At 64.7% G+C, this 25,630-nt stretch carries 24 protein-coding genes and 1 tRNA gene; 14 read left to right on the forward strand and 11 right to left on the reverse strand.

Translation table 11 applies throughout. The annotated features are described in order from the left end of the window. The first annotated feature begins 40 nt into the window (after positions 1-40). The 4 genes from glpK to HH302_RS05280 are packed head-to-tail and all read left to right on the forward strand — an operon-like array spanning position 41 to position 2,725. Positions 41-1,528 carry a glycerol kinase GlpK gene (glpK, locus tag HH302_RS05265; protein ID WP_172199159.1) on the forward strand — a complete coding sequence of 496 codons (1,488 nt, stop codon included), beginning with the start codon at positions 41-43 and terminating at the stop codon, positions 1,526-1,528. Between the two features lie 20 nt (positions 1,529-1,548). After that, a complete protein-coding gene (locus HH302_RS05270) occupies positions 1,549-1,740 on the forward strand; it encodes a hypothetical protein (protein WP_216661756.1) in 192 nt (63 codons plus the stop codon). Between the two features lies 1 nt (position 1,741). After that, positions 1,742-2,494: a sulfite exporter TauE/SafE family protein gene (locus tag HH302_RS05275; protein WP_172199165.1), complete on the forward strand. Its 753-nt coding sequence runs from the start codon at positions 1,742-1,744 to the stop codon at positions 2,492-2,494. A gap of 54 nt (positions 2,495-2,548) precedes the next feature. After that, the gene (locus HH302_RS05280; protein ID WP_172199168.1) at positions 2,549-2,725 is read left to right on the forward strand and encodes a hypothetical protein; all 177 of its coding nucleotides are present in this window, start codon (positions 2,549-2,551) and stop codon (positions 2,723-2,725) included. Positions 2,726-2,780: 55 nt separating this feature from the next. Here the strand turns inward: HH302_RS05280 and panB are convergent, their stop codons facing one another. From panB to HH302_RS05310, 6 genes are all read right to left on the reverse strand, one after another. Continuing rightward, positions 2,781-3,596, reverse strand: a complete 816-nt coding sequence (panB, locus tag HH302_RS05285; protein ID WP_172199171.1) for a 3-methyl-2-oxobutanoate hydroxymethyltransferase — start codon at positions 3,594-3,596, stop codon at positions 2,781-2,783. Between the two features lie 114 nt (positions 3,597-3,710). Continuing rightward, positions 3,711-4,346 (reverse strand): deoxynucleoside kinase, encoded by a 636-nt coding sequence (locus HH302_RS05290; protein ID WP_172199173.1) that lies wholly within the window; start codon positions 4,344-4,346, stop codon positions 3,711-3,713. A gap of 94 nt (positions 4,347-4,440) precedes the next feature. After that, positions 4,441-4,929, reverse strand: coding sequence for a 2-amino-4-hydroxy-6-hydroxymethyldihydropteridine diphosphokinase (folK, locus tag HH302_RS05295; RefSeq protein ID WP_172199175.1), 489 nt, complete (start codon positions 4,927-4,929; stop codon positions 4,441-4,443). Further along, positions 4,926-6,284: a polynucleotide adenylyltransferase PcnB gene (gene pcnB / locus HH302_RS05300; protein WP_172199177.1), complete on the reverse strand. Its 1,359-nt coding sequence runs from the start codon at positions 6,282-6,284 to the stop codon at positions 4,926-4,928. Before pcnB ends, folK begins: the two co-directional genes overlap by 4 nt. A 58-nt stretch (positions 6,285-6,342) precedes the next feature. Continuing rightward, the gene (locus HH302_RS05305) at positions 6,343-7,008 is read right to left on the reverse strand and encodes an HAD family phosphatase (RefSeq protein WP_172199179.1); all 666 of its coding nucleotides are present in this window, start codon (positions 7,006-7,008) and stop codon (positions 6,343-6,345) included. Next, the gene (locus HH302_RS05310; protein ID WP_172199181.1) at positions 7,005-7,694 is read right to left on the reverse strand and encodes a DnaA regulatory inactivator Hda; all 690 of its coding nucleotides are present in this window, start codon (positions 7,692-7,694) and stop codon (positions 7,005-7,007) included. Before HH302_RS05310 ends, HH302_RS05305 begins: the two co-directional genes overlap by 4 nt. 177 nt (positions 7,695-7,871) lie before the next feature. Here HH302_RS05310 and HH302_RS05315 point away from each other — a divergent pair, with 177 nt between their 5' ends. Both HH302_RS05315 and HH302_RS05320 read left to right on the forward strand, forming a co-directional pair. Next, on the forward strand, positions 7,872-8,597 hold the full coding sequence (locus HH302_RS05315) for an MgtC/SapB family protein (RefSeq protein ID WP_172199183.1): 726 nt from the start codon (positions 7,872-7,874) through the stop codon (positions 8,595-8,597). A 3-nt stretch (positions 8,598-8,600) separates the two neighbouring features. Beyond that, positions 8,601-9,389 carry an NAD-dependent deacylase gene (locus HH302_RS05320; protein WP_172199185.1) on the forward strand — a complete coding sequence of 263 codons (789 nt, stop codon included), beginning with the start codon at positions 8,601-8,603 and terminating at the stop codon, positions 9,387-9,389. Positions 9,390-9,392: 3 nt separating this feature from the next. Here the strand turns inward: HH302_RS05320 and HH302_RS05325 are convergent, their stop codons facing one another. Continuing rightward, positions 9,393-10,502, reverse strand: coding sequence for an AIR synthase-related protein (locus HH302_RS05325; RefSeq protein ID WP_172199187.1), 1,110 nt, complete (start codon positions 10,500-10,502; stop codon positions 9,393-9,395). Between the two features lie 250 nt (positions 10,503-10,752). Between HH302_RS05325 and xylB the strand changes: the two genes are divergently transcribed. From xylB to tal, 4 genes are all read left to right on the forward strand, one after another. Further along, positions 10,753-12,219, forward strand: a complete 1,467-nt coding sequence (xylB, locus tag HH302_RS05330; protein ID WP_172199190.1) for a xylulokinase — start codon at positions 10,753-10,755, stop codon at positions 12,217-12,219. Between the two features lie 36 nt (positions 12,220-12,255). Next, entirely contained in the window at positions 12,256-13,569 is a 1,314-nt protein-coding gene (xylA, locus tag HH302_RS05335; RefSeq protein ID WP_172199193.1) for a xylose isomerase, read from the forward strand. A 181-nt stretch (positions 13,570-13,750) separates the two neighbouring features. After that, positions 13,751-15,748, forward strand: coding sequence for a transketolase (tkt, locus tag HH302_RS05340; protein WP_172199196.1), 1,998 nt, complete (start codon positions 13,751-13,753; stop codon positions 15,746-15,748). After that, positions 15,745-16,812, forward strand: a complete 1,068-nt coding sequence (gene tal, locus HH302_RS05345) for a transaldolase (protein WP_172199199.1) — start codon at positions 15,745-15,747, stop codon at positions 16,810-16,812. Before tkt ends, tal begins: the two co-directional genes overlap by 4 nt. 120 nt (positions 16,813-16,932) lie before the next feature. Here the strand turns inward: tal and HH302_RS05350 are convergent. Then, positions 16,933-17,007, reverse strand: a tRNA-Val gene (locus HH302_RS05350). A gap of 118 nt (positions 17,008-17,125) precedes the next feature. Between HH302_RS05350 and gltX the strand changes: the two genes are divergently transcribed. Then, complete coding sequence (gene gltX, locus HH302_RS05355; protein ID WP_172199202.1) at positions 17,126-18,523, forward strand: glutamate--tRNA ligase; 1,398 nt, start codon at positions 17,126-17,128, stop codon at positions 18,521-18,523. Between the two features lie 359 nt (positions 18,524-18,882). Here gltX and HH302_RS05360 read toward each other — a convergent pair whose 3' ends face one another. Together HH302_RS05360 and rlmM are read right to left on the reverse strand one after the other, a co-directional pair. Then, the gene (locus HH302_RS05360) at positions 18,883-19,266 is read right to left on the reverse strand and encodes a YchJ family protein (RefSeq protein ID WP_172199205.1); all 384 of its coding nucleotides are present in this window, start codon (positions 19,264-19,266) and stop codon (positions 18,883-18,885) included. Continuing rightward, positions 19,263-20,333 (reverse strand): 23S rRNA (cytidine(2498)-2'-O)-methyltransferase RlmM, encoded by a 1,071-nt coding sequence (gene rlmM, locus HH302_RS05365; protein WP_172199208.1) that lies wholly within the window; start codon positions 20,331-20,333, stop codon positions 19,263-19,265. Before rlmM ends, HH302_RS05360 begins: the two co-directional genes overlap by 4 nt. Before the next feature lie 71 nt (positions 20,334-20,404). On the opposite strand from rlmM, the gene HH302_RS05370 reads away from it, so the two are divergent. Next, positions 20,405-21,910, forward strand: coding sequence for an HD-GYP domain-containing protein (locus tag HH302_RS05370; RefSeq protein ID WP_172199211.1), 1,506 nt, complete (start codon positions 20,405-20,407; stop codon positions 21,908-21,910). Further along, the gene (locus HH302_RS05375; protein WP_172199214.1) at positions 21,907-23,712 is read left to right on the forward strand and encodes a bifunctional diguanylate cyclase/phosphodiesterase; all 1,806 of its coding nucleotides are present in this window, start codon (positions 21,907-21,909) and stop codon (positions 23,710-23,712) included. The genes HH302_RS05370 and HH302_RS05375 overlap by 4 nt, the downstream gene beginning before the upstream one ends. A gap of 26 nt (positions 23,713-23,738) precedes the next feature. On the opposite strand, the gene HH302_RS05380 is transcribed toward HH302_RS05375, so the two are convergent. Further along, positions 23,739-24,206, reverse strand: coding sequence for a hypothetical protein (locus HH302_RS05380; protein WP_172199217.1), 468 nt, complete (start codon positions 24,204-24,206; stop codon positions 23,739-23,741). A gap of 146 nt (positions 24,207-24,352) precedes the next feature. Between HH302_RS05380 and HH302_RS05385 the strand changes: the two genes are divergently transcribed. Beyond that, positions 24,353-25,630, forward strand: coding sequence for an extracellular solute-binding protein (locus HH302_RS05385; protein ID WP_172199220.1), 1,278 nt, complete (start codon positions 24,353-24,355; stop codon positions 25,628-25,630).

The following is a 25,630-nucleotide window of genomic DNA, read 5'->3' on the forward strand; positions in this document are numbered from 1 at the left end:
TGGCCGCGTACGATCACGGATCCTGAGGGGAGGCGAACGCATGGCGTATCTGATGGCGCTGGATCAGGGGACGACCAGTTCCCGGACGATCATCTTTGACGAGGGCGGCGCGATCATCGCGATGGCGCAGCAGGAGTTCCCTCAGCGCTATCCGCAGCCCGGCTGGGTCGAGCACGATCCAGAGGCAATCTGGCAAAGCCAGCTCGATACCGCGCGGCAGGCCTTGGCGAAGGCCGGCATCGGCGCGCGCGACGTAGCCGCCATGGGCATCACGAACCAGCGTGAGACGACCTTGGTATGGGAACGTCAGAGCGGTCGCGCGATTCATCCCGCGATCGTGTGGCAGGACCGCCGTACCGCCGCCCACTGTGCGGCGCTCCGGGATGCCGGGCTGGCCGACATGTTCCGTGAGCGGACCGGGCTCCTGCTGGATCCTTATTTTTCCGGTACCAAGCTCGCGTGGATACTCGATGCGGTGCCCGGCGCGCGGGAGCGTGCAGCGCGCGGCGAACTGGCTTTCGGCACCGTCGATACCTGGCTGATCTGGCGGCTCACCGGCGGGCGAGTGCATGCGACGGATGTCAGCAACGCTTCGCGCACGCTGATGTACAACATCCGCGACCATTGCTGGGACGATGAGTTGCTGGCGCACCTGAACGTGCCGCGCGAGCTGCTGCCGGAGGTTCGGCCTTCTGCGGCCGATTTTGGCGAAACACTCCCCGATCGGTTGGGGGCGCCAGTGCGCATCGGCGGTGTGGCCGGTGATCAGCAAGCCGCCCTGTTTGGCCAAGGATGTGTTGCCCCGGGCATGGTCAAGAACACCTACGGCACCGGTTGCTTCATGTTGATGCACACCGGCGAAGTGGCGACGCCTTCGCGCAATGGGCTGCTGACGACCGCCGCGGCGCAAACCGACGCGACGCCGGTGTTCGCCATCGAAGGCAGCGTGTTCGTCGGTGGTGCAGTCGTCCAGTGGCTGCGCGACGGGCTCGGCATCATCCGCAGTGCGGCCGAGGTAGAGGCGCTTGCGCGTTCGGTGCCGGATTCCGATGGCGTCTGCTTCGTGCCGGCCTTCGCCGGGCTCGGCTCGCCGTACTGGGACCCGCTCGCGCGCGGCAGCCTGTTCGGCCTCACACGCGGAACGACTCGCGCGCACATTGCCCGGGCGGCGCTCGAATCGATCGCCTTCCAGTCGGCAGAGTTGCTGGCCGCCATGGAAGCCGATGCGGGACTTCAGATCGAGTCGATGCGGGTGGATGGCGGCGCTTGCGCCAACGATTTGCTGATGCAGATTCAGGCAGATCTTCTCGGTGTACCGGTACTGCGGCCCCGGGTGACCGAAAGCACTGCGCTGGGCGCCGCGCGACTCGCAGCCCGCTACGTGGGCATTGGGTCCGACCCCTCGTCGCCAGACGGTGAGATCGAGCGCGCTTTCGCACCCGCCATATCGCGCGACGAGGCGGCCCGGCGTCTCGCGCGCTGGCGCGACGCAGTCGGCCGCAGCCGGGCCTGGGCCACGGAAGAATGAGCGCGCACGGACGAGGCGCGGTGTTCGCTTGGCGAAAGACGGCCGACGATCGCGTCTTCATCGACTGGCATGGTCGTACCGTCACGGTGCTGGCTGGCACCGATGCGAGCCGATTCCTAGCACGCATCGCGAGCGCTGACCACGCCTCCGCACAAGGCTTGATGGCGCGCGCTACCGGCAACTTCCGCCGCGGAAACGAAGGCGGGCGATGACATGAGCCTCGAGTGGGCGGTTCTGCTGCTGGCGGCTCTGCTTGCCGGCGGGCTCAACGCAGTGGCCGGGGGCGGGAGCTTCCTCACGCTGCCAGCGCTGGTTTTCGCGGGCGTGCCGCCGGTCGCGGCGAATGCGTCCGGCACGCTTGCGCTGCTGCCGGGCTATGTTGCGAGCACGCTGGGCTTCCGCCGCGAATTGGGGAGTCTCGACCGCCGGCGGCTCGGCTTGACCCTGCTGTTAAGCCTTGTAGGCGGTGCGGCGGGTGCCGGGTTGCTGTTGATCACGCCGAATGCCGCATTCCAACGCATCGTGCCCTGGCTCCTGCTGTTGGCGACGCTGCTGTTCGCGCTGGCGCCCTGGTTGTTGGCGCGGCTCGCGCGGCGCGGCAAGGGCGAGGCGGGTGCGGGCGCGGCGGCGGCAGGCGTCGCCATCGTGTCGGTGTACGGTGGCTATTTCAACGGCGGCCTTGGGATTCTGTTGCTCGCGATGTATGGCTTGCTCGGGGAGCGCAGTCTGAATCGCGCCAACGCGCTGAAGAACCTGGTGTCGGCGGTGCTGACCACGATTGCTGCCGTGCTTTATGCACTGGGCGGTGTCGTTGTGTGGCAGAAGGCGCTGCCGATGATGGTCGCAGCGGTGATCGGTGGCTACCTCGGCGCGCGTCTGGGGCGTCGGCTTCCGCCGCCGATACTGCGGTCGGCGATCGTGCTGACGGGCATCGTAATGGCGGCGCTATTTTTCGCCCGAGGCTGACATGGGGCGAGCAGCCTGCTAGATTGACAGCCTGTTCCCCGAGGAGGCTGCCCCATGAAATCAATGTATTCCCTTGCCTGCGTTGCAGCCTTGCTGCTGTCGGCGCCCGCATTTGCCTGCCCCGGTGGTGACATGGCCGACCACAAGGCCAGCGCAGACGCCAAGAAATCCGCTTCGACGAAGTCGCCGAGCAAAACGGCAGACAAGAAAACCGACGCAAAGAAGAGCTGAGTATTCGCGCTCAGATGCAAAAAGGGCCGCTGTCTGCGGCCCTTTTTCTTTGTGTTTAGTAAGTGTGTTCAGGTGCCGGGAAGCTGCCGTCCTGCACCGCCGTCACATAGCGTGCGACGGCATCGTCGATCGTGCTCGCACCGTCCATGAAGTTACGCACGAAACGCGCCTTCCGGCCGGGGAAGATGCCCAGCATGTCATGCAGCACCAGGACCTGGCCATCGGTGTCCTTGCCGGCGCCGATGCCGATCGTCGCCATTGTGGTGAGGGCGGCCGTCAATTCGGCGGCGACCGTCGCCGGCACCATTTCCAGCACCACGAGCGCCGCGCCGGCCGCTTCCAGCGCCAGCGCGTCGCTGATCAACTGGCGTGCGCCTTCTTCGGTACGACCTTGTACCCGATAGCCGCCGAGCTGGTTGACTGCTTGCGGCGTGAGCCCGATGTGCGCGCATACCGGAATGCCGCGTTCGACCAGGAAGCGCACGGTTTCCGCCATGTAGGCGCCGCCTTCCAGCTTGACCATATGTGCGCCGGCGGCCATCAACGGCGCCGCATTGCGCAGCGCTTGCTGCGGACTTTCCTGGTAGCTGCCGAAGGGCATGTCTGCCACGATCATCGGCCGCTTGCTGCCGCGCGCGACGCACTGCGTGTGATAGACCATGTGTTCGAGCGTGACCGGCAGTGTGCTGCTCTGGCCTTGCAATACGTTGCCGAGCGAGTCGCCGACCAGCAAGACGTCGACGCCGTTGCGCTCGAGCAAAGCGGCAAAGCTGGCGTCGTAGCAGGTCAGCATCGCGATCTTGCGACCTTCTGCCCGCATTTTCGCGAGCTCATGGAGGGTCACTGGGCGGTCGTTCTGGAGATAGGTCATCGTGGGACTTCCTGGCTGCGGGCGCGTTGCGGATCCATGCGGATTGCCGGGTCCGGAGGGCTGCCCGCCGATCGGGCCGGCAACCTGCGTCCTTGCGTTAGGGCGGTGGATGGATTACTGGGCGTAGCCGAAGAATTCGCGGTAGCTGCGCATGGCGGTCAGGCGTTCGACCAGCAGTTCGAAGTCGTCGTCGTGATCGACCGGGTTGAGCACCTCGGCATTCACGATGAACAGCGGTGCGGCGTCGTACTGATGGAAGAAGCTCGCGTAGCGTTCGGAAACGTTGGCGAGGTAACTCTCGGTGATGTTGCGCTCGGCGCCGACGCCGCGCTTGCGTACGCGATCCATCAGGATTTCGGGCTGCGCCTGCAGGTAGATCACCAGGTCGGGCCGCGGAATCTGCGGCTGCAGTGTGGCGTAGAGCCGCTGGTAGAGCCGCTCTTCGTCGGCGCCCAAGGTGAGGCCGGCGAACAGCGGATCCTTTTCGATCAGGAAATCCGACACCACACGCCGATCCGCCGGGTGATTGGCGAATTGCGTCAGCAGATCGTGTCGCTGGTACAGGAACGAGACCTGTGTCGCCAGCGCCCAACGATCCATGTTGTCGTAGAAGCGTTCAAGGAACGGATTCAGCTCGGGTTGTTCGAGCATCAGATCGGCATCGAGCCGGCGTGCGAGCCGCTGTGCGAAGCTGGTCTTGCCAGCACCGATCGGACCTTCCACGACGATATGGCGCGCCTTGTCGAGCATGCTGTCCTGCGTCCTGAACTGTTGATTTAGACCTCGCCAAGCATACACAAGCCGGCCGTTCGCTGCTTTGACATGCTGGCGCCATGCGGCGTGCTTACTCGATCCGCTCGATTCTTTGATCCCGCACCGATGGCAGCAAGGCCGAGACGCGGCCGTGGCCGGGCAGGCGCAGGTCGGGGTCGATCTCGGCCAGCGGCACCAGCACGAAAGCGCGTTGGTGCATGCGTGGGTGCGGCAGGATCAGTTCCGGGGTGTCGAGCGTAATGTCGCCGTAGAGCAGCAGATCGAGGTCAAGCGTGCGCGGCGCATTGCGGAAACTGCGTTCGCGGCCGTTGCTGGTCTCGATCGTTTGCAGGGCGCGCAGCAAGGACAGCGGTTCCAGGCCCGTGTCGAGCGCCGCGACGGCGTTCCAGTAGTCGGGCTGGCCCGGGGCATCGACCGGAGCGGAGCTGTAGTGCGACGAGCGCGCCACCAGCCGGCTTTGCGGCAGGCGCGCAAGCGATTCGAAGGCGCGATCGAGTGCCGCGCGCGGGTCGCCAAGGTTGGCGCCCAGCGCGACCCAGGCGCGCACCAGCGGAATCATTCCTTGCCTGACGCGGCGTTGTCGGCGGCACCGCCCGGTTTGCGGCGACGGCGGCGACGCTTCTTGGCAATGCCGTCTCGGTCGGGCACCAGCATGGTCTCGCGCGAATCCGGATTGGCGTCGGCAAAATCATTCCACCATTCCGCGAGTTCCATCGGCACTTCGCCGCTCAGCGCGCGCAGCCGCAGGAAGTCGTAACCAGCGCGATAGCGCGGCTGTTCGAGCAGGCGATGTGGCGCCTTGCCTGCGCGCCGCTCGAAGCGCGGCTGCAGGGCCCAGATTTCCTTGATGTCGGCCGAAATCTTGCGCGTGATCGCAAGCTTCTCGGCTTGCTGATCCAGCACCTCCGACATCGCGTCGAAGAGCGCGGCCTGCGAGGGCTCGCCGCGTGCCTTGCGTGCTTCCCAACTGGCCAGTGCTTCGTGCCACAGCAGCGTGGCGAACAGGAAACCGGGCGATACCGGTTTGCCGGCACGCACGCGATCGTCGGTGTTCTCCAGCGCAAGCCAGACGAAACGCTCGCCCATCGGCTGCTGAAGGATCACGTCCAGCAAGGGCAGCAGGCCGGTATGCAGGCCTTCCTCGCGCAACTGCTTGAGGCACGCGACGGCGTGTCCGCTGGTCAGCAGCTTGAGCATTTCGTCGAACAGCCGGGCCGGCGGTACGTTTTCGAGCAGCTCGGCCAGTTCCAGGATCGGCTTGCGCGCGGCAGGGTCGATGACCAAGCCCAGCTTGGCCGCCATGCGCACTGCGCGAAGCATGCGCACCGGGTCTTCGCGGTAGCGGGTGACCGGGTCGCCGATCATGCGCAGCGTCTTCTGCTTGAGGTCGCCGACGCCGTGGTGATAGTCGATCACCGTTTCGCTGCTCGGGTCGTAGTACAGCGCGTTGATCGTGAAATCGCGTCGCGTCGCGTCTTCGGCCTGCGAGCCCCACACGTTGTCGGCGAGGATGCGGCCGTGTTCGTCGGTGTTGGTGTCTTCGCTCTGCGACGCGCGGAAGGTGGAGACTTCGATCGTTTCCGGCCCGCTCATCACATGCACGATGCGGAAGCGGCGGCCGATGATGCGCGAGCGGCGGAACAGCTCGCGCACCTGATCGGGCGTGGCATCGGTGGCGACGTCGTAATCTTTCGGCGTGATGCCGGCGATCAGGTCGCGTACTGCGCCGCCCACAACGAAGGCCTTGAAACCCGCTTCCTGCAGCGTGCCGCATACACGCCGGGACGCCGGCGAAATGCGATCGCGCGTAATGCCGTGCTGGGCAACCGGAATGATGGCCGGTTCGATGGAGCGAAGCGCGGTGGCGGTCACCGGGTCGCGGCGGAAAACACGGCGCAGAAGCTTGCGGATCATTGGGTGGCTATTCGTCTTTTTCTTTGAAAAATCCACTAATTGTAACAGCTGGGGCGGATTAACCACGCAGGCTCAGGATCTTCCAGCCATGGCGCTCGGCGTGTGCGCGCAAGGTTGGGTCCGGATCAACCGCGACCGGGTCGCTGACGCGCTCCAGCAGGGGCAGGTCGTTGCGCGAATCGCTGTAGAACCAGGTGCGCTCGAAACTGCCCCAGTGCAGGCCCATCGATTCGAGCCAGTGTTCCACGCGCTCGATCTTGCCCGCCTGGAAGGCGGGTGTGCCGCGCGGCGCGCCGGTGAATTCGCCAGCTTCCTGGGCCGGCGTGGTGGCAACCATGTGCGGCACGCCCAGCTTGCGCACGATCGGGCCGGTGACGAAGGCATTGGTGGCCGTGACCACCGCGCACATGTCGCCCGCGGCGATGTGCTGGTCGACCAGCGCCTGGGCTGCGGGCAGCCACATGCCGTCGACCCGCTCGCGCATGAACTGCTCGTGCAAGACTTCGAGTTCAGCGCGAGGGCGCTTGGCAAGGGGCCCGAGCGCGAACGCGAGGTATTCGAAGATGTTCATCGTGCCGGCTTTGTACTGCTCGTAAAACTCGGCATTGCGCGCTTCGTACTCGGTGCGGTCGACCAGACCGTGATCGACGATGAACTGACCCCACTCATAGTCGCTGTCGCCAGCGAGCAGTGTGTTGTCGAGATCGAACAGCGCGAGATTCATGAATCCTCCGGCGGGTACTGCTCGCCCTGCATCAGGTCGCGCAGCAGGGGCAGGGTGGGGTTGCGGTGGCGGGCCAGCGACACGTCGTCAAGCTGATCGATGGCCGCGAGCAGTGAGGGCAGATCGCGGCGCCCGTGCCGCAGCAGCCAGCCGATCAGGTCCGGCTCGAGCATCAGGCCTCGGCTCAGCCCGTAGAGCGCCAGCATCTCTTGTTTCTGGCCGTCATCGAGCGCCTTGAGCTCGAAGATCAGGCACTGGCCGATGCGCGTTCGAACGTCTTCGCGCAGCCGCAGGCCCGAGGGCGGCACCTTGCCGGCGATCAGCAAGGCGCATTGGCGGGCCGGGGCGCGGATGAAGGCGCGGAACAGCGCGGCAGCGCCTGCGGCGTCCAGATCCTGCGCGTTGTCGACGCACAGCAGCCCGCGTTCGGGCAGTGGGTAGTCGGCATCTTCGACAACCGGGCCGGCGAGGGCCGCTTCGCGCCCGGCCGCGCGCGTTTCAGCCAGCGCGGCCGTCAGCAGATGGCTGCAGCCGCTGCCCGATTCACCCCATAGATAGACGGCCGCCGGCTGCCCGAAGCTCGCGAGCAGGCGGACAGTGTCGAGCGCTTCGCCGTTCGCGCCGACGACGAAGTTGTCGAAGCGTGGCGTGCGCTCCGGGCGCAGGTCTAGGGTGAGTTGTCTCACGGCGGGGGCTGAGTGCGGCGAGGCCGCGACGGTTTCTAATGGGCTGGCGACAGAAAACCCATAACTGTAGACGGGCGAATCGGCTGACTCAACCTGAACGTTTCGGTAAGTACCGGCCGCCTCGGCAAAGCGTGCGGCATTTCGCAGGCAAGCCCGTGAATGATTAGGATGGCGGCCATGGAACTCCTCAGTCACCACTGGTCGGCTACATTCATCAGCGCGAACGTCTTCGTGCTGCTGCACCTCGTCGCCGCGTGTCTGCTCGGCTCGTTGATCGGTTACGAGCGATCCTTCCATGGGCGCGCTGCCGGCATGCGCACTTATGCGCTGGTGTGCCTGGCATCGACCGCGCTGACCGCCGTGCTGGGGTTTCCCGAGGTTTGGTACGGCGGCAAGTTCCCTTTGGGCGGAGGTGGTGACCCGACGCGGGTGATCCAGGGCATCGTCACCGGCATCGGATTTCTCGGCGCCGGCATGATCGTGCGTGAAGGGCTGACGATCAAGGGCTTGTCCACCGCCGCGTCGATCTGGGTGACTTCCGCCGTGGGTGTCTTGCTCGGTTTGGGTTTTCACCTCGCGGCGATTGTCTCGGCGATCCTGACGGTTTCGCTGCTGAGCGGTATGCACTGGCTGGAGCGGCGACTGCCGCGTCAGACCCTGACGCACCTGAATGTGCGTTTTCCTCGAGCGCGCACGCCCGATGAGCAGGCGCTGCGCAATCTGGCTGAGCGGCACGGGTTTTCGCTGCTGGAAACCTCGTATCGGCTTGGTGACGGTGGCAACTACTTCGAATACCAGGTCGCTTTGAAGTCATACGGCAAGGGCCGCAGTGCGGACCTGGCGCACGATCTGGCCGCGAATGCCGATGTGCTGGAATTCCGGCTATCCCCACAGCGAGACTGAGCCATGTTGTCCAACCTGGAACCCGAACTCTCCGCGATCGCCGCCCATTTGCGTCGGGCGCAGCGCGTGCTGTTCATCACCGGCGCTGGTATCTCGGCGGATTCCGGCTTGCCCACGTACCGCGGCATCAATGGGCTCTACGACGGTCAGGCGACAGAAGAGGGGCTTGATATCGAAGACATGCTCTCCGGTGAAATGCTCCGCCAACGTCCGGATCTGACTTGGAAGTACCTCGCCCAGATCGAGGTCGCGTGCCACGGCGCCGCCCCGAATGACGCACACCGTGCGCTGAGCATGATCGAGGCGAACGGTACGTATTCGCTGGTGCTGACGCAGAACATTGATGGCCTGCACCATGCTGCGGGCAGCCAGAACCTGATCGAGATTCATGGAAACCTGCGCCGCTTGCGCTGCCTTCAGTGCGGCGGTCGCGAAACGGTCGATACCTTGATCGGGCGGCCACTGCCGCCTGTATGTCACCACTGTGGCGCGCTGATGCGGCCCGAGGTGGTGCTCTTCGGCGAACGGCTCGACGAGCGCAACCTCGAGCGCCTTTACTCTGAGATCGCCGAGGGCTTCGATCTGGTTTTCAGCATTGGCACCACCAGCACGTTTCCGTACATCGTGGAGCCGGTTGCCTGGGCGATCCGGGCAGGGGTGCCGACGGTCGAAATCAACCCACAGGAAACCCAGATCAGCCCGTATGTGCGCTATCGATTGCCACTGCGGGCCGCAGAAGCAATGAGGGCGCTGCTTGCGCGCAGCGCCCTTGGCTTTGACGAGGTCGGCTGAGGCTTACGCGCGCAGGTGCAGTTCGTCTGCCGCGTAGGTCAGGGACAGCGGTTCGATCACAACCTGCTTCGGGCCCGCTTCGACGCGGCCAGCCACCCATGCCTCAATGCCTGCCGCGCGCGCGATTTCCGCGGTGCGCTCGGCGTCCTCTGCCGCGACATAGAGCGCAAAACCCGCACCCATGTTCAGGCTGCCGTAGGCTTCGCGGTCGTCGATGCCGGCCTTCTCCTGGATGAAGGCGAGTACCGGCGGTACCGGCGGCAGCGTATGGATGCGGTAAGTGAAGCTGCCGGGGTGACGCATGATCTTGCGCCAGCCATGGCCGGTGATGTTGGCGCAGTAGTGCGGAATGATGCCGGCAGCGAACAGCGCTTCGGTCACCGGCACATACAGCGCGGTCGGGTCCAGAAGCGCCTCGCCGTATAGGCGGCCATCCGACAGTTTGCTTGCGTAGCCGTCGGGCAGGCGCTCGACCAGCTTGCGAGCCAGGCTCACGCCATTGGCGTGGATGCCGCTGGAGGCGAGGAACACGATCGCGTCGCCGTCGGCGAGCTTGTCGCCCAGCGTCAGGTGTTCGCGTGAGCGCACGATACCAACCGACGAAGCGGCCAGGTCGATGCGGCCGGCCTCCACCACGCCCGCGAGGGCCGGCGTTTCGCCGCCACCCCAGCTCACCTTGCAGACATCGCAGGCGCGCTGCCAGCCGTTGACCAGGTCGCGCATGCGTTGCTCGTCAGCAAACCAGTCACTACCGCCCGCCGACCAGTAGGCGTGGATCGACATCGGCGTGGCGCCGACTGTAATCAAATCGTTGACGGCCATCGCTATCGTGTCCTGCGCGATGGAGTCGTAGTGCGTACGGCCGGTGATCGGGCGCACGGCATCGGCGACCAATGCCTTGGTGCCGAGGCATTCGGTGATCGATGCGATCAGCACGCCGCCCACGTCCATCACGTACGCCGATTCGCCACGCGAAGCGGGGATTTCGCTCACGCCGTGCGCGGTGAGGTTACCCTTTGTGGCACTGGCGGCCTGTTGGGCGAGAATCTTGAGCGGGTCGATCTTGCTGTAGTCGACACCGGCGGCGGTGTAGTCGAGGGGGGTCTGGCTCATGGCGGGTCCTGCGCAAATAAGGCCGCGATTCTATCGCGACCGGCACCACCGCAGCCAGCAACACGCCGGATGGCGATACGCTATGCAAATGCACTAGGGCTTTGAGGCAGATCGGAGCAGCTTTTAAACGCTTGTTTCAGACTTTTTGTAAATGCACGAACAATTAGTTTGACGGTCGAACAAAAGAGGTCTAAATTTCAATCAACGGCACCGGCGCAGGGTTGCACCGGCATTAAAGGACGCTTGGACCATGTATCTCGGCATTGACCTCGGCACCTCGGAAGTGAAAGTTCTGCTGCTGGCGGACGATCACCGCATCGTCGCAACAGCGGGCGAGAAGATCGGGCTTTCACGCCCGCAACCCCATTGGTCGGAGCAAGATCCGGCGGAGTGGTGGTCGGCCACCGGCCGCGCGATGGCGGCGCTGCGCAAACTCGTGCCGAACGAATATGCCCAGGTAAAGGCGATCGGCCTGTCGGGCCAGATGCATGGCGCGACCCTGTTGGGTGCCGAAGACCAGGTGCTGCGCCCGGCCATCCTGTGGAACGACACCCGTTCCGCCGCTGAATGCGCTGAGCTGATGAGCCGCTTGCCGGCGCTGCCGCAGATCGCCGGCAACATCGCGATGCCGGGCTTCACCGCGCCCAAGTTGCTGTGGGTTGCGAAACATGAGCCCGACGTATTCAAGAAAGTGGCCAGCGTGCTGCTGCCGAAGGACTACCTGCGGCTGCTGATGACCGGCGAGAAGGTGTCGGAAATGTCCGACGCGGCCGGCACGCTGTGGCTGGATGTGGCCAAGCGGGATTGGTCCGATGGACTGCTCGCTGCGACCGGTCTGACTCGCGCGCAGATGCCGCGCCTCGTGGAAGGCAGCGAGGCCTCAGGCAAGCTGATGCCCGCGGTGGCCGAAGCCTGGGGCCTTTCGCGCGATGTGATCGTCGCCGGCGGCGGCGGTGACAATGCGGCCAGTGCGGTGGGCATCGGCGCGGTCGCTCCGGGCGACGGCTTCCTGTCGCTCGGCACCAGCGGTGTGCTGTTTGTCGTCACCGACAAGTTCCGCCCGAATCCGGCGTCGGCAGTGCATGCTTTCTGCCACGCGGTGCCGGGGCGCTGGCACCAGATGAGCGTGATGCTGTCGGCGGCGAGCTGCCTGAGCTGGGTCACGCATCTGGTGGGTGCGGCCAACGAGGGCGAATTGCTCGCGCAGGCCAATGCGCTGACCGATGCGCAGCGCGACGCTGCACCGATCTTCCTGCCGTATCTGTCGGGCGAACGTACGCCGCACAACGACGCCCAGGCGCAGGGCGTGTTCTTCGGCCTCAATCACGACACGACGGCCGCCCACCTGGCCTACTCGGTGATCGAAGGCGTGGCCTTCGGCACCATGGATGGCCTTGCCGCGCTGCAAGCAGCCGGCACCCAGGTTGGCCGGCTTGCGCTGGTCGGCGGCGGTTCGCGCAGCGCCGAATGGGCTCAGTTGCTTGCAAGCCTGCTCGATACCGAAATTGTCACCCTCGACGGCAGCGAAACCGGTGGTGCGCTCGGCGCGGCACGTCTGGGCTGGCTTGCCGCGGGCGGTGTTGAGGCGGAAGTCTGCCGCGCGCCGGCGATCCGCGCACGCTATACCTCGAACATGGAACAGCGCGCGCGCTTGCTGCCGCGCTATCAACGATTCACTCAGCTCTATCCGCGTATTCGCGACCTCTTCGCACGCTGACGCGGCCCCCTACACCAAAGCAAAAGGAGACTCAAAATGGCTGCCTACTTCCAGAACATCGACAAGATCAAATACGAAGGCCCGGATTCGCAGAACCCGCTGGCGTTCAAGTACTACGACAAGGACCGCTTGGTGCTTGGCAAGCGCATGGAAGACCACCTGCGTTTTGCCGCCTGCTACTGGCACACCTTCTGCTGGAACGGGCTTGACCCGTTCGGCGGTGACACCTTCCAGCGCCCCTGGCACCAGATCCCGAACGCCATGGAAGCGGCGATGGTGAAGGCCGACGTCGCCTTCGACTTCTTCTCGAAGGTGGGCGTACCGTTCTACTGCTTCCACGACCGTGATGTGGCCCCGGAAGGCGCGACCCCGCGCGAAAGCGTTTCGAACCTGCATCGCATCGTCGACATCCTCGGCCAGAAGCAGGAAGAGACCGGCATGAAGCTGCTGTGGGGCACGGCGAACCTGTTCAGCCACCGTCGTTTCATGTCCGGCGCCTCGACCAACCCGGATCCGGAAATCTTCGCGATGGCCGCGCTGCAGGTGAAGGAGGCGATGGACGCCACGGTGAAACTGGGCGGCGCCAACTATGTCATGTGGGGCGGCCGTGAAGGCTACGAGACCCTGCTGAACACCGATCTGAAGAGCGAACTGGCGCAGATGGGTCGCTTCCTCAGCATGGCGGTCGACTACAAGCACAAGATCGGCCTCAAAGGCCCGATCCTGATCGAGCCGAAGCCGCGTGAACCGTCGAAGCACCAGTACGATTTCGACACCGCGACGGTGTACGGTTTCCTTAAGCAGTACGGTCTGGAAAACGACGTCAAGGTCAACATCGAAGCCAACCACGCCACGCTGTCGGGCCATAGTTTCGAGCACGAAATCAGCACGGCGATCGCGCTGGGCATCTTCGGTTCGATCGACATGAACCGTGGCGACATGCAATGCGGTTGGGATACAGACCAGTTCCCGAACAACATCCCGGAAACTGCACTGGCGATGTATTACATCCTGCAGGGCGGCGGCTTCACGACCGGCGGCCTGAACTTCGACGCCAAGGTGCGCCGTCAGTCGATCGATGCCGAAGACCTGTTCTACGGCCACATCGGTGGCATGGACGTGTCGGCCCGCGCGCTGCTGATCGCCGAGAAGATGATCGCCGATGGCAAGTTCGCGCAGATCACCCAGGATCGTTACGCCGGCTGGCGCGACGAGTTCGGCCAGCAAGTGCTGGCGGGCAAGCTGGGCCTGGATGCCGTGGCGCAGCGCGTGATCGACCGCAATGTCGACGTCGCGCCGAAGTCTGGCCGTCAGGAACTGATCGAAAACCTGCTCAACAGCTACATCTGAGCCACGCGCGGCTAGCGGCCGCGTGAAGGGGCGGGCCGGGGTTCCTCGGCCCGCCGCCAACGATGTTGGCTGCATTCCTTTCCCGAATCGATGGACGGAAAAGCTGATCCCGGCTGGGCGGCGTTTCCGGCGGGTGGGGCTGCGCTACGCTTCTGTCGCCGAACCTGAAAAGACGCTCCCGATGATTACATCCCAATCTCTCGCCGACGCCCTTCGCATCCTCGCGATGGACGGCGTGCAGGCCGCCAACTCGGGCCACCCCGGCATGCCGATGGGCATGGCAGACGTGGCTGTTGCGCTGTGGCACCGCCATCTGCGCCATAACCCCGCTGACCCGAAGTGGGCCAACCGCGATCGCTTCGTGCTCTCGAACGGCCATGGCTCGATGCTGCTCTACGCGCTGCTGCACCTGAGCGGATACGACCTGCCGTTGGATGAGCTCAAGCGTTTCCGGCAGTTGCACAGCAAGACGCCCGGTCACCCCGAGTACGGCTACACGCCGGGCGTTGAAACGACCACCGGCCCGCTGGGGCAGGGGATTGCCAACGCTGTTGGCTTTGCGATGGCCGAACGCCTGCTCGCGGCGGAGTTCAACCGCGAGGGCTTTCCGGTCGTCGATCACCGCACGTACGTGTTCCTCGGCGACGGTTGCATGATGGAAGGTGTGTCGCACGAAGCCTGTGCGCTGGCTGGCACCTGGAAGCTCGGCAAGCTGATCGCGCTCTACGACGACAACGGCATCTCGATCGACGGCCACGTCGAACCGTGGTTCTCGGATGACACGCCCAAGCGTTTCGAAGCCTACGGCTGGAACGTGATCCGCGATGTGGACGGGCACAGCATTGACGCAGTGGATCTCGCGTTGCGCCAGGCGCGCGCGCAGGACGAACGGCCGACACTGATTTGCTGCAAGACCGTGATTGGCAAGGGCTCGCCGAACAAGGCCGGCACGCATGATGTGCATGGCTCGCCGCTCGGTGCCGACGAAATCGCGGCAACGCGCGCCGCTTTGGGGATCACCGCCGGCCCCTTCGAGGTGTCGGATTCAGTGCGCGCGATCTGGAATGCGCGGGAGCAGGGTGGCGCAGCACAGGCGGCGTGGGCCGATCTGTTCGCGCGCTATCAGGCGGCCTATCCGGCCGAGGCCGCGGAATTCCTGCGCCGTACCAGTGGCGCATTGCCGGCGGACTTCGCCGCCCGTGCCGACGCAGCGCTGAAAGAGATCGACGGCAAGGCCGAGACCATCGCCAGCCGCAAAGCATCGCAGAACGCGATCCAGGCACTCGCGCCGCTGCTGCCGGAATTCCTCGGTGGTTCCGCGGATCTGGCGCCGTCCAATCTGACGATGTGGAAGGGCTGCGTGCCGGTGCGCGAGGCGGGTGGCAACTACTTGAACTACGGCGTGCGCGAGTTCGGCATGGGCGCGATCATGAACGGCATCGCGCTGCACGGCGGCTTCCGCCCATTTGCCGGCACCTTCCTGATGTTCAGTGAATACGCCCGTAACGCGATCCGCATGGCGGCGCTGATGAAAACCAATCCGATCTGGGTGTTCACCCACGACTCGATCGGCCTGGGCGAGGATGGCCCGACGCACCAGCCGGTGGAGCAAACCGCCACGCTGCGCATGGTGCCCAACCTCGACGTCTGGCGCCCCTGCGATGCGGTGGAAACCTTCGTTGCGTGGCGCACGGCGGTCGAGCATCGTGAATCGCCGACCTGCCTGATCCTGTCGCGCCAGAACCTGCCGCATCAGCCGCGCAGCGAACCGCAGATCGGCGCGATCGCGCGGGGTGGCTATGTGCTGAGCGATTGCGACGGTGCGCCGCAGGCCGTGCTGATCGCGACCGGCTCGGAAGTGGCGCTGGCGGTGGAGGCCCAGCAGCGATTGCAGGAACAAGGCGTCGCCGTGCGTGTCGTATCCATGCCATCGACGTTTGCGTTCGACCGGCAAAGTGCAGACTATCTTGCCTCCGTTCTGCCGCGCGGCGTGCCGCGGGTGGCGGTGGAGGCCGGTGTCACTGACGGCTGGCGCAAGTATGTCGGCCTTGAGGGGGCGGTGATCGGTATCGACACCTTCGGCGAATCGGCGCCGGCGCCCGTTTTGTACGAACACTTCGGCATTACCTCGGCCCGCGTGGTCGAGGCGGTGCTCTCACTCGTCAAGGAAGCAGCATGAGTCGTCTGAAAGCGATTAGTGCCCTCGGCCAGCAGGTCTGGCTCGATTCGATCTCGCGCAAGCTGATCGAAAGCGGCGAACTGGCCCGATTGATTGCCGAGGATGGCATCTCGGGCGTGACCTCCAATCCGGCGATCTTCCAGCAGGCACTCGCGAAGGACCCGGCGTATGCGGCGGCCAAGGCGGCTCTGCCTGTAACGCTGACGGATGCCGAAGCGCGTTTCGAGGCGCTCGCGTTGCCGGACATCCAGGCGGCCTGCGATGCCTTCCTGCCGCTGTTCGACGCGAGCCACGGCAACAAGGGCTTCGTCAGTTTCGAGGTCTCGCCGCGCTTGTCGCGCGATGCGGAAGGCACCTTCGCGGCCGCGCAGCGTCTGTGGAATGCGATCGCTCGGCCAAACGTGATGATCAAGATCCCGGCCACGCCTGAAGGCTTGGTCGCGATTCGCAAGTCGATCGCTGCCGGCATCAACATCAACGTCACGCTGATGTTCTCGCCGGCTCATGTCGAAGCGGTGGCGCAGGCGCATGCGTCGGGTCTGGCTGATCGCGTAGCCGCCGGCCTGCCGGTGGCGCAGATCCGTTCGGTGGCCAGCGTCTTCATCTCGCGCGTCGACAGCAAGATCGACCCGCAGGTAAGCGATGCGCTGAAGGGCAAGGTGGCGATTGCATCCGCCCGTGCCGCCTACGCTGATTGGCAGGCGCACTGGAGCGCGACGGGCGACCGCTTCGCCGCGTTGGCGGCGGCCGGCGCGCATCCGCAGTGGTTGCTGTGGGCGAGCACCGGCACCAAGAATCCGGCGTATTCCGATGTGCTGTACGTCGAGACGCTGATCGGGCCCGATACGGTGAACACCGTGCCCGAGGCGACGCTCAACGCGTTCCGTGATCACGGCAATGCGGCCGCAACGCTGGCGCAGGATCCGGCTGCGGCGCGTGCGACGCTGAAGGCGCTGGCGGAAGCGGGCGTCGACATCAACGCCGTGGGTGAGCAGTTGCAGAACGAGGGGCTGGTGCTGTTCGAGCAGGCCTTCGAAACCTTGCTCGGATCCGTCGGCGCCTGATTCCTGATTGACGCGAACGTAAGAACGGCAGCCTTCGCGCTGCCGTTCTTCTTTTGTGCTGACGGTGACCAGAAAAGCAAAAAGCCCAGCGAGGCTGGGCTTTGCGTTTCGTGCAGTTGGTGGTGGGCAGTACTGGGATCGAACCAGTGACCCCTGCCGTGTGAAGGCAGTGCTCTACCGCTGAGCTAACTGCCCAACGTGCAGCGAAGATCGCGACTATACCGTGCTCGAATTTGCAGGTCAATACTCTGCGTGATGCGCAGCTCCGCTCCGGTAGAATGACGGTCTTTTCCGATTCCGGCCATTCATTGCCATGACTCGACGCATCCGTACCCGATTCGCTCCCAGCCCGACCGGCTTCCTTCACATTGGCGGTGCGCGCACTGCGCTGTTCTCGTGGGCCTATGCCCGCCATCACGGCGGCGACTTCATCCTGCGGATCGAGGACACCGATGTTGCGCGTTCGACCCCCGAGGCGGTGCAGGCGATTCTGGACGGCATGAACTGGTTGGGCCTGGAATGGGACGAAGGTCCGTTCTACCAGATGCAGCGCATGGAGCGTTACAAGCAGGTGATCGGCCAGATGCTGGAAGCGGGCACTGCTTACTACTGCTACACCACGCCCGAAGAGCTGGATGCGATTCGCGAGGCGCAGCGCGCTCGTGGCGACAAGCCGCGCTACGACGGCCGCTGGCGTCCGGAGCCGGGTAAGGTGCTGCCGACACCGCCCGAAGGCGTGAAGCCGGTGGTGCGCTTCAAGAACCCGACGTCCGGTAAGGTGGCATGGACCGACGTCGTGAAGGGCGAAATCGAATTCGACAACGCCGAACTGGATGACCTGATCATCGCGCGCCCGGACGGCACGCCCACCTACAACTTCTGCGTGGTGGTGGACGACTGGGACATGGGCATCACCCACGTGATTCGCGGCGACGACCATGTGAACAACACGCCGCGCCAGATCAACATCCTGCGCGCGCTCGGCGCCGAGGTGCCGCAGTACGGCCACCTGTCGATGATCCTCGGTGACGACGGTCAGAAGCTTTCCAAGCGCCACGGCGCGGTCAGCGTGATGCAGTATGACGACGACGGCTACCTGCGCGATGCGGTGATCAACTACCTCGCGCGCCTGGGCTGGAGCCACGGTGATGACGAGATCTTCTCGCGCGAGCAGTTTGTCGAATGGTTCGATCTCGATCGCATCACGCCGTCGGCCGCGCAGTTCAACTTCGATAAGCTTGACTGGCTCAACGCGCACTACATCAAGCAGGCCGATATCGCGACCTTGGTCACCGACGCCGCGCGCCGGTTGACGCAACGTGGTGTATCGCTGGCCGCTGGCCCGGCGCTGGAGGCGGTCATCGCGCTTTACCGCGAGCGGGTGAATACCCTGGTGCAGTTGGCTGACTCAGCGGAGCCTTACTACATCGATGTGACGCCGTCGGAGGAACTCTCCGCGCAGCACTTTACTGACGCTGCGAAGGCGGCACTGGCGTCGCTGCGTGCCCGTCTTGCGGACGTCGCTTGGGACAAGGCCGCGCTGAGTGCAGCGATCAAGGAGACCTGCACCGAGCATGGTCTGAAGATGCCGCAAGTGGCGATCCCGCTGCGCGTTGCGTTGTTGGGCGTGGCGCAGACGCCGGCGATCGATGCGGTGCTGGAAGTGATCGGCCGCGAGCGCGTGCTGGCGCGCCTGGCGCGCATCGCCTGAGGCGTTGCAGTGCTTCACTGAAGAGGGCCGCTTGTGCGGCCCTTTTTTCTTGCTGCCGCCAGAACGTGAAAGGGCCGCGGGGTTAGCCGCGGCCCTTTTTGTTGCTGACCGGTTGAACCGGTTTGGATCGTTTCCGTTTCCGTCTATTTCTGTCAGGCAACGCATGGTTGCCTGTGTGTGCATTGACGGCCGCATCCGGCCGGACTTTAGCGCCAGATAAGGTGACGAAATGTTTCCGAGATTATTCGTTTGGCTTATCCACAAAAGCTGTGCATGACTCTGTGGGTAAGCTGTGGGTAGTGCGGCCTATCGACCGCCCCGTCTGAGCCGGGTTACGCTGATGCACTTTAGGGCAGTCGTCAGGTCTCGTCGATGATGCCGTCGAGGTAGAACCATTTGCCCTCGATGCGCAGAAAGCGGCTTGTTTCATGGAGCCGGTGTGCGCGACCGCCCACCTTGTAGCGCGCCACAAATTCGACGCTTGCCTGATCGCCGTCTTCCGCGTGGGCTCGTACATCGAGGCCGATCCATTTCGGTGCCGGGGACTCGTCCAGATCAAGCGCTGCGGGCCGCTTATCCGGGTGCCAGGTTGCGAGCAGGTAGTCGGCAAGTCCGAGCACGAAGGCGCTATAGCGCGACCGCATCAGATCGACCGCGGTAGGGGCAGGCGGCCCAGCGTGCCAGCGCCCACAGCAGGCGGTGTAGCGGCCGCCACCGCAGGGGCAATCGACGGTTGTTTTCATCCGTGCTTGATTGAAGCGAGATAGCCGGTGACTTCCTCGCGGTCGTGGTACAGGTGCTTGAAGCGCAGCGTCCAGTCGCGGCCGGAAACCGACATCCGCTTGTAGATCAAGTTGCGCGCGTGCTCGATCGCGTCGTGGCGCTTCTTCATCGGCAGTTTGAGGTTGAACATCGAGCGCCGGCAGCGGCCCGAGGCCACCCATTCGGCGACCAGCTGCGCAACGCGCGAGGGCTGCTCGACCATGTCGCAGACCATCCATTCGACCGGTTTCGATGGCTTCCATACGAAGCCGTCAGCACGCACATGTTCGACGAGGCCGGTTGCCCTAACGCTTTCGCTCATCGGGCCGTTATCTACAGCAGTGACCAACAGGCCACGGCTAACGAACTGCCAGGTCCAGCCACCGGGTGCGGCGCCGAGGTCGACCGCGCGCAGCCCTGCACGCAGCGATGAGTTGCGTTCGTCCTCGCTGAGCAGCCCGAAGAACGCCTCGGCGAGCTTGAGCGTCGAGCGGCTGGGCGCTTCGCGCGGCATACGCAGGCGTGCGATACCCATCGGCCATGGCGATGCGTTGGCGGGGTCGGATGTGCAGATGAACACATGCGAAGAATCGATGAAGAACAAATGCAGGTTAGGTGCATCGTTCCGGTCCACCAGGCGGCGGCCTTCGTGCAGCGCGCGCTCAAGGTGCGGCATGAAGCGCTTGAGGAAGGACGACAGCGTTTTTGCCTCGTTGGTGTCCGCCGTCTCGGCCCACACGCGGCCGAAGCGGCCATGTACGCGGTTGATCGCAGCCAGGATCGGCGTCAGCCGGTCCTTCTCGGGCAGGTCTTCGAGCGATTCGCGCACCCACACCAACTGGCGCGCGAAGATCAGATGGTCGTACGAGACGACGCGCTGCGCCTCTTCGAGCGGTGCGTCGAATTCATGCAGCACGAAGCCGCTATCCGGCGTGGCCAGCGAGTGGCCTGCGACGCCGGATTTTGCGCAGCGGGCCGCGAACTCGGCGGCAAGATCTTTTTCGAAGCCCGGGCGGCAGTAGGCGATGGCGCGGCTGGTAAAGTCCATGGTGGATCCATTGCGGAAGCAAGCCTGTGATGTTACCCGATGGGCCGGGCAGAACTTGAGGAGAGCTTGATTTGAAGGAGTTTCTTGCGGCGTCGGATCTCGAGCTTGGGATGTTCGTGGCTGAGCTCGATCGTCCATGGCTGGAGACACCTTTCCTGATGCAAGGCTTCCTGATCGAGTCAGAGCAGCAGCTTGCTCAGCTGCGCGGCCTTTGCCGCATCGTGCTGATCGACCGCGAACGCTCCGAGTCGCGACACATGCGCGCGCCGGCGGCCGCGCCGCGCGACCCCGCGCCAACGTCGGTTGCTTCGGAGCGGCCACTGACGATGGTGCGGCAGTCGGCGCCGACTGATTTCTTCCAGCTTCTGAAGTTGCTCAAGGCATACGACAGCGAGGCACCTGCTGCCGCGCGCGGCGAGGCGCCTGTCTTCGCGTGGTCGCCATCGCGAACCGCGGTGGGTGGCTTTGGTGGTGGGGCTGACGAATCCGAGCCCGCCGAGCGTGGTGGCGTCTGGGGCTGGCTGCGTGCGCGGGCGCGCCGGCTGCGTCGGCGTGAGGCGCCGGCGGACCAGGTTTCGGACGAATCGGATGAGCCGACCACCGATCACCCCTATCCAATCGACGTTCCGCTCGAACAGGAGTTGCTTGCGGCCGCGCCGATCCACGCCGAGGCGATGCTGGCGGTGAAGGACATCCTGCGAGATGTTGAACGCCAGGCGCCGCCCGATCTGGGGCGCGCGCGCGAGGTGGTGCAGGACATGATGCACAGCGTGACGCGCCATCCCGATGCGCTGCTGTGGCTCACGCGGCTCAAGCGGACCGATCGCTACACCTACGATCACGCGCTCGACTGCAGCACCTACATGATGGTGTTTGCGCGCCACCTCGGCCTGCCGCAGGACCGCATCGCGCTGCTGGGCATGGCCGGCATGCTGCTGGATATTGGCAAGCTGACGCTTTCCGCGCGCTTGCTGGCTAAGACAACGGCGCTGACGCCACTTGAATACGACCTGTTCAAGACGCACGTCGAATCCGCAATGATGATTCTCAGGGCCGACGCCTCGATCGATCCGGCGCTGGTCGAAGTTGTTGCACTTCACCATGAACGCATCGATGGCAGCGGCTACCCGCGCGGCTTGTCTGGCGAGGCAATTGGTGTGTTCGGTGAAATGGCGGGCATTGTCGATAGCTTCTGCGCAATGACTCGCCATCGCTCATGGCGGCCGGCGGTGTCGTCGCAACAAGGGTTGGAGGCCCTGATCGGCCTGCGGGACGAGCGTTTCAGCGCGGGTCTCATCGATCAGTTTGTTCAGTGCATCGGCATCTACCCGGCCGGTACGCTGGTTGAGCTCAATTCCGGCGAGGTCGCGGTGGTCGTGGCGCAGAACCGGATCAGGCGCCTCAAGCCACGCGTCATGGTGCTGCTCGCGAGCGACCGTACGCCCAACGCCAATCCGCACACGCTGGATCTGCTCTACGACCCCGCGGTGCCCGGGCGGGAGGAAACCTACCGGATCGTGCGTTCGCTGCCTGAGCGCGCCTTTGGCATCGACCCAGCGCAGTTCTACCTCGCATGAATCGACTCTACGACATTCTGCCGTTCGTGCCGGTGCCGACCGAGGTTGCGGACGACCTGGCGGCTCATGGATTGAGCGGGCTGGAGCAGTCTGCGCTGCGCGCACTCTGGCATAGCACCGATATGGCGGCGCTGCGGGATCGTTTGCGTGCAGCACTCGAGCCGCTTGAGGCCGACGCAGCGATGCGGGCCGGCGATGCGCTGGCCGCGAAGTTTTTCAACGCCTGCCTTGACGTAGTCGGCTGGGAACTCGACCCGGCGTGGCCAGAACGTATGCGCGCGCAATGGCTGGCGCTCCAGCTTGCCGCGGTGCCAGTCGGCCTTTCCGCGCGGGTGGCGTCGGTTGTGGTGACGACCTTGCAAGCGGACCTTGCCGCGCAGCGAGCGAGTTTGTCGGCGCTCGACGCGATGCTGATCCAGATTGTGTCGCGGATCGGCTTCTTTCTCGTTGGTTTGCTCGACGGCGCCGCCAGCGTGGCAGAAGCCCAAGCCCGGCTGCTGGCGGAGTATGTTGAGCCGGATTCGGGCTTGCCGAATCGTGCTGCGCTGGAGCAGATCTTCTTGCCCGCCGAGGCGGATGAGCCATCGAGTGCGATGCTTGCCGTTGCGCTGATGTGGGGCGGGAGTGCGATCGTCCTCAATAGCGCGGATCGCGACCGCGCTCGCATCGAAGTCGGCCGCGCGTTGGCTAAACGGGCCCGCGCGGGGGATTCGCTGTGTCGTGTTGGTGACGATGAATGGGTGTTGTGGGCGCCTGGCATTGGTGCCGGGGTACGCCCGCAACTTGCGGCCGCCGCGTTGCTGGAGGCTGGTGAGCAGGCGATGCGCAATGTCGGCCTTGCCGCGCACGCGACACTGGCCGTCGGTGGTGCGCTGACGCCCGAGGATGGTGGGACTGCCGACAAAGTGTTCAACGCTGCCCGGCGCGCGCGCGCCGCCGCGCTGCGCGAGGGTCGAACGATTCGCATCGCGGGCCCAGAGCTGGAGCTTGAACGCGCCGAGCGTGTGCAGATCGAACGCGAGTTCATCGAGGCGCTGCGCAACAATGCGTTTGATCTGCACCTGCAGCCGGTGATCCAGCTTTCCGACGGTGAGTGCGCCGCGGCCGAGGCTTTGCTTCGCTGGCAGCGGGCCGATGGCAGCGCGGTGTCGCCACTCTTGCTGGTGGCGATGGCAGAGCAATTTGGTCTGATGCAGCAGCTCACGCGTCTCGTTGTCCAGCGCGCCACGGCGATGCTGAGCGAACTGAGTGTGCAGGGTGTGCCGATCGGGCTCGCCGTCAATCTGGCAGGCAGCGACCTGCGCGATCCGGAGCTGCCCGAGTTCATTGCCCAGGCGATTGCGACCTGGCGCATCGCGCCTCAGCGACTGACGTTGGAGCTGACCGAGGGCTCGATGATCGCTGACGATGCGCAAACGATGAGCGTGATCGCGCGCTTGCGCGACGCGGGCCACGGTGTTGCGCTGGACGATTTCGGCACCGGTTACTCGTCCCTTGCGTGGCTACGCCGGCTGCCGGCAACGCGCCTGAAAATCGACAAGATGTTCGTGCAGAAGATGCCGGAAACTGCGCAGGATAGAGCCATCGTGCGCTCAGTCGTACAGCTTGCCCAGGGCTTGGGTTTGAGCGTGATCGCTGAGGGGGTTGAGCGCGAAGAGCACTTGCAGATGCTGCGTGCGATGGGCTGCGATGCTGCCCAGGGATTTCATATTGCTAAGCCAATGCCAGTGGACGCCTTTGTTGCCTGGTGGCGGCACTGGAATAGCGAGCATCAGGCAGCCTGGCCACCCGTCTCGGGCTGAAGGCTGCGGGGTGAAAAAGGCCCGCGTCAATGCGCGGCGGATTTTCGCGCGGGCGCCTTGGTGGCGGCCTTGCTTGCTTCCCCCTCGGCGGGTTTCTTCGCGTCAGCCTCGGTGCTGCCTTCGGGGGCTGAAGCCTCGGTGGATGCCGGCTTGCTGGGTGCTTCGGATTCCGCTTCGGTGTCGGATTCCGCTTCGGTCTTCTTGCGCGATTTCGGAAGGGGCGGGGGGAGAGACGGTTTGATGATTTCGAGCTTCTGCTCGGTCATGTAGTCGTTCATTTCCTTCCAGCCGTTGAAGATCGCAGCCTTCGGCGCTTTCGGATTGATCTGATAGCAATCTTCAAGGGCTCGGCCTGCGTGCCGGCAGGCGGCACCGATTGCCTTGCCTTCGGCCTCTACCGCCTTGCCGTCCTCAAGCCCCAACTGTTCGCAGCCGCTCAAGGCGCCCAGCGCAATCGCGGTAATCAAGGTCAGGATCGGGCGGCGGCGTTGCATGACAGGGCTCCGGAGCAAGGTCTTCCAGCAATGATTACGTCCCCCGCGGGCAGAACTTGACCGAATTCTCGTGTCAAGGACATTTATGACGTTTGTCGCGCCTATAATCGCGGCTCTCCATGCCGTCTTCATTGAGTCGCACAACCATGAATACACGTAGCCTGATCACGCCGATCGCCTTGTCGCTGGCCCTTTTTGCCGCCCCGGCCTTCGCCGCGCCTAAGTCCGCCAAACCAGCCGCGCCGGCCGCAGCCTCGGCGGACATCGAAATCTCCAGCCAACTGCCCAAGGACAAGCAGGAGGCGCTGCAGGCGCTGATCGCGCGTTTCAACGAGAGCAACAAGGGCGCGCGCATCGTTCTGACTGATCGCGCATGGGATGCGGGCGCGCCCGCTGCAGCCCAGATTCTCGACGGCGCCAGCGAGGATGCATTCCTCACCGGCAAGCAGCGTTACAAGCCGCTCTTCGCGGTGGTGAAGGATGCAGGCGTCAAGCTCGACGTGGCGGAGCGCGCATCGCCGGTGGTCGCGCCGGTGGCAATCGATGCCAAGGGCCGTTTGCTGGGGCTGCCGATCGGTCTCGCGACTCCGGTCTTCTTCATCAATCAGGACGTGTTCCGCAAGAATGGGCTTGATCCGGCGGCCGTGCCGCATACCTGGGCGGAAGTGCAGGACACTGCCGGCAAACTGATCGACGCCGGCGTCGCATGCCCGCTGACCGTGGCTCGCCCGGCAACGGTATTGCTCGAGAACACCGCGGCCTGGCACAACGAGGCCTTCGTGAACGCGAAGGGTGAAGTCGCGGTCAACGGCCTCAGCTATGTCCGCCACCTTGCCCGCATGGCGTCGTGGCAGAAATCGCGCTACCTGCAGCTGTTTGGTCACGGTGACGAAGCGGTCGATCGCTTTGCGAGCGGTAGCTGCGCGATGCTGATTGCGCCGCAGTCCGCGATGCCGGTGGCCAGCAAGGGTGGCTTTTCGATCGGCGTGAGTGCGCTGCCGTACTACCAGGACGTTCCCGGTGCGCACCAGAACACCATCGCCGACGGCCCCGCGCTGTGGGTTTCGGCCGGTCGCAGTGCCGCCGAATACAAGACGATTGCACGCTTCGTCGCATTCTGGCTTGAGCCGACGCAACAGGTTGATTGGATGCGTGCCACCGGCTACTTGCCGCTTAACCGCGCAGGCTATTTTGCGGCGAGCAGCCGTACGCTGGGTGCAGAACTCGGCCACATCAAGATTGCCGTTGACCAGTTGATTGCAACGCCGGCGACGGCGAACTCGCGCGCCACGGTGCTGGGCAGCAGCCCGCGCGTCTTGCAGGTTCTGAATGACGAGCTCGATTCCGTGTGGAACCAGGGCAAGGCGGCCAAGTTGGCGCTGGATGAAGCGGTTGCCCGCATCCGCGCGCTGGGCATTCGCTGA

It is taken from the genome of Niveibacterium sp. COAC-50, assembly GCF_013184235.1.
Taxonomy (GTDB): Bacteria; Pseudomonadota; Gammaproteobacteria; order Burkholderiales; family Rhodocyclaceae; genus Niveibacterium; species Niveibacterium microcysteis.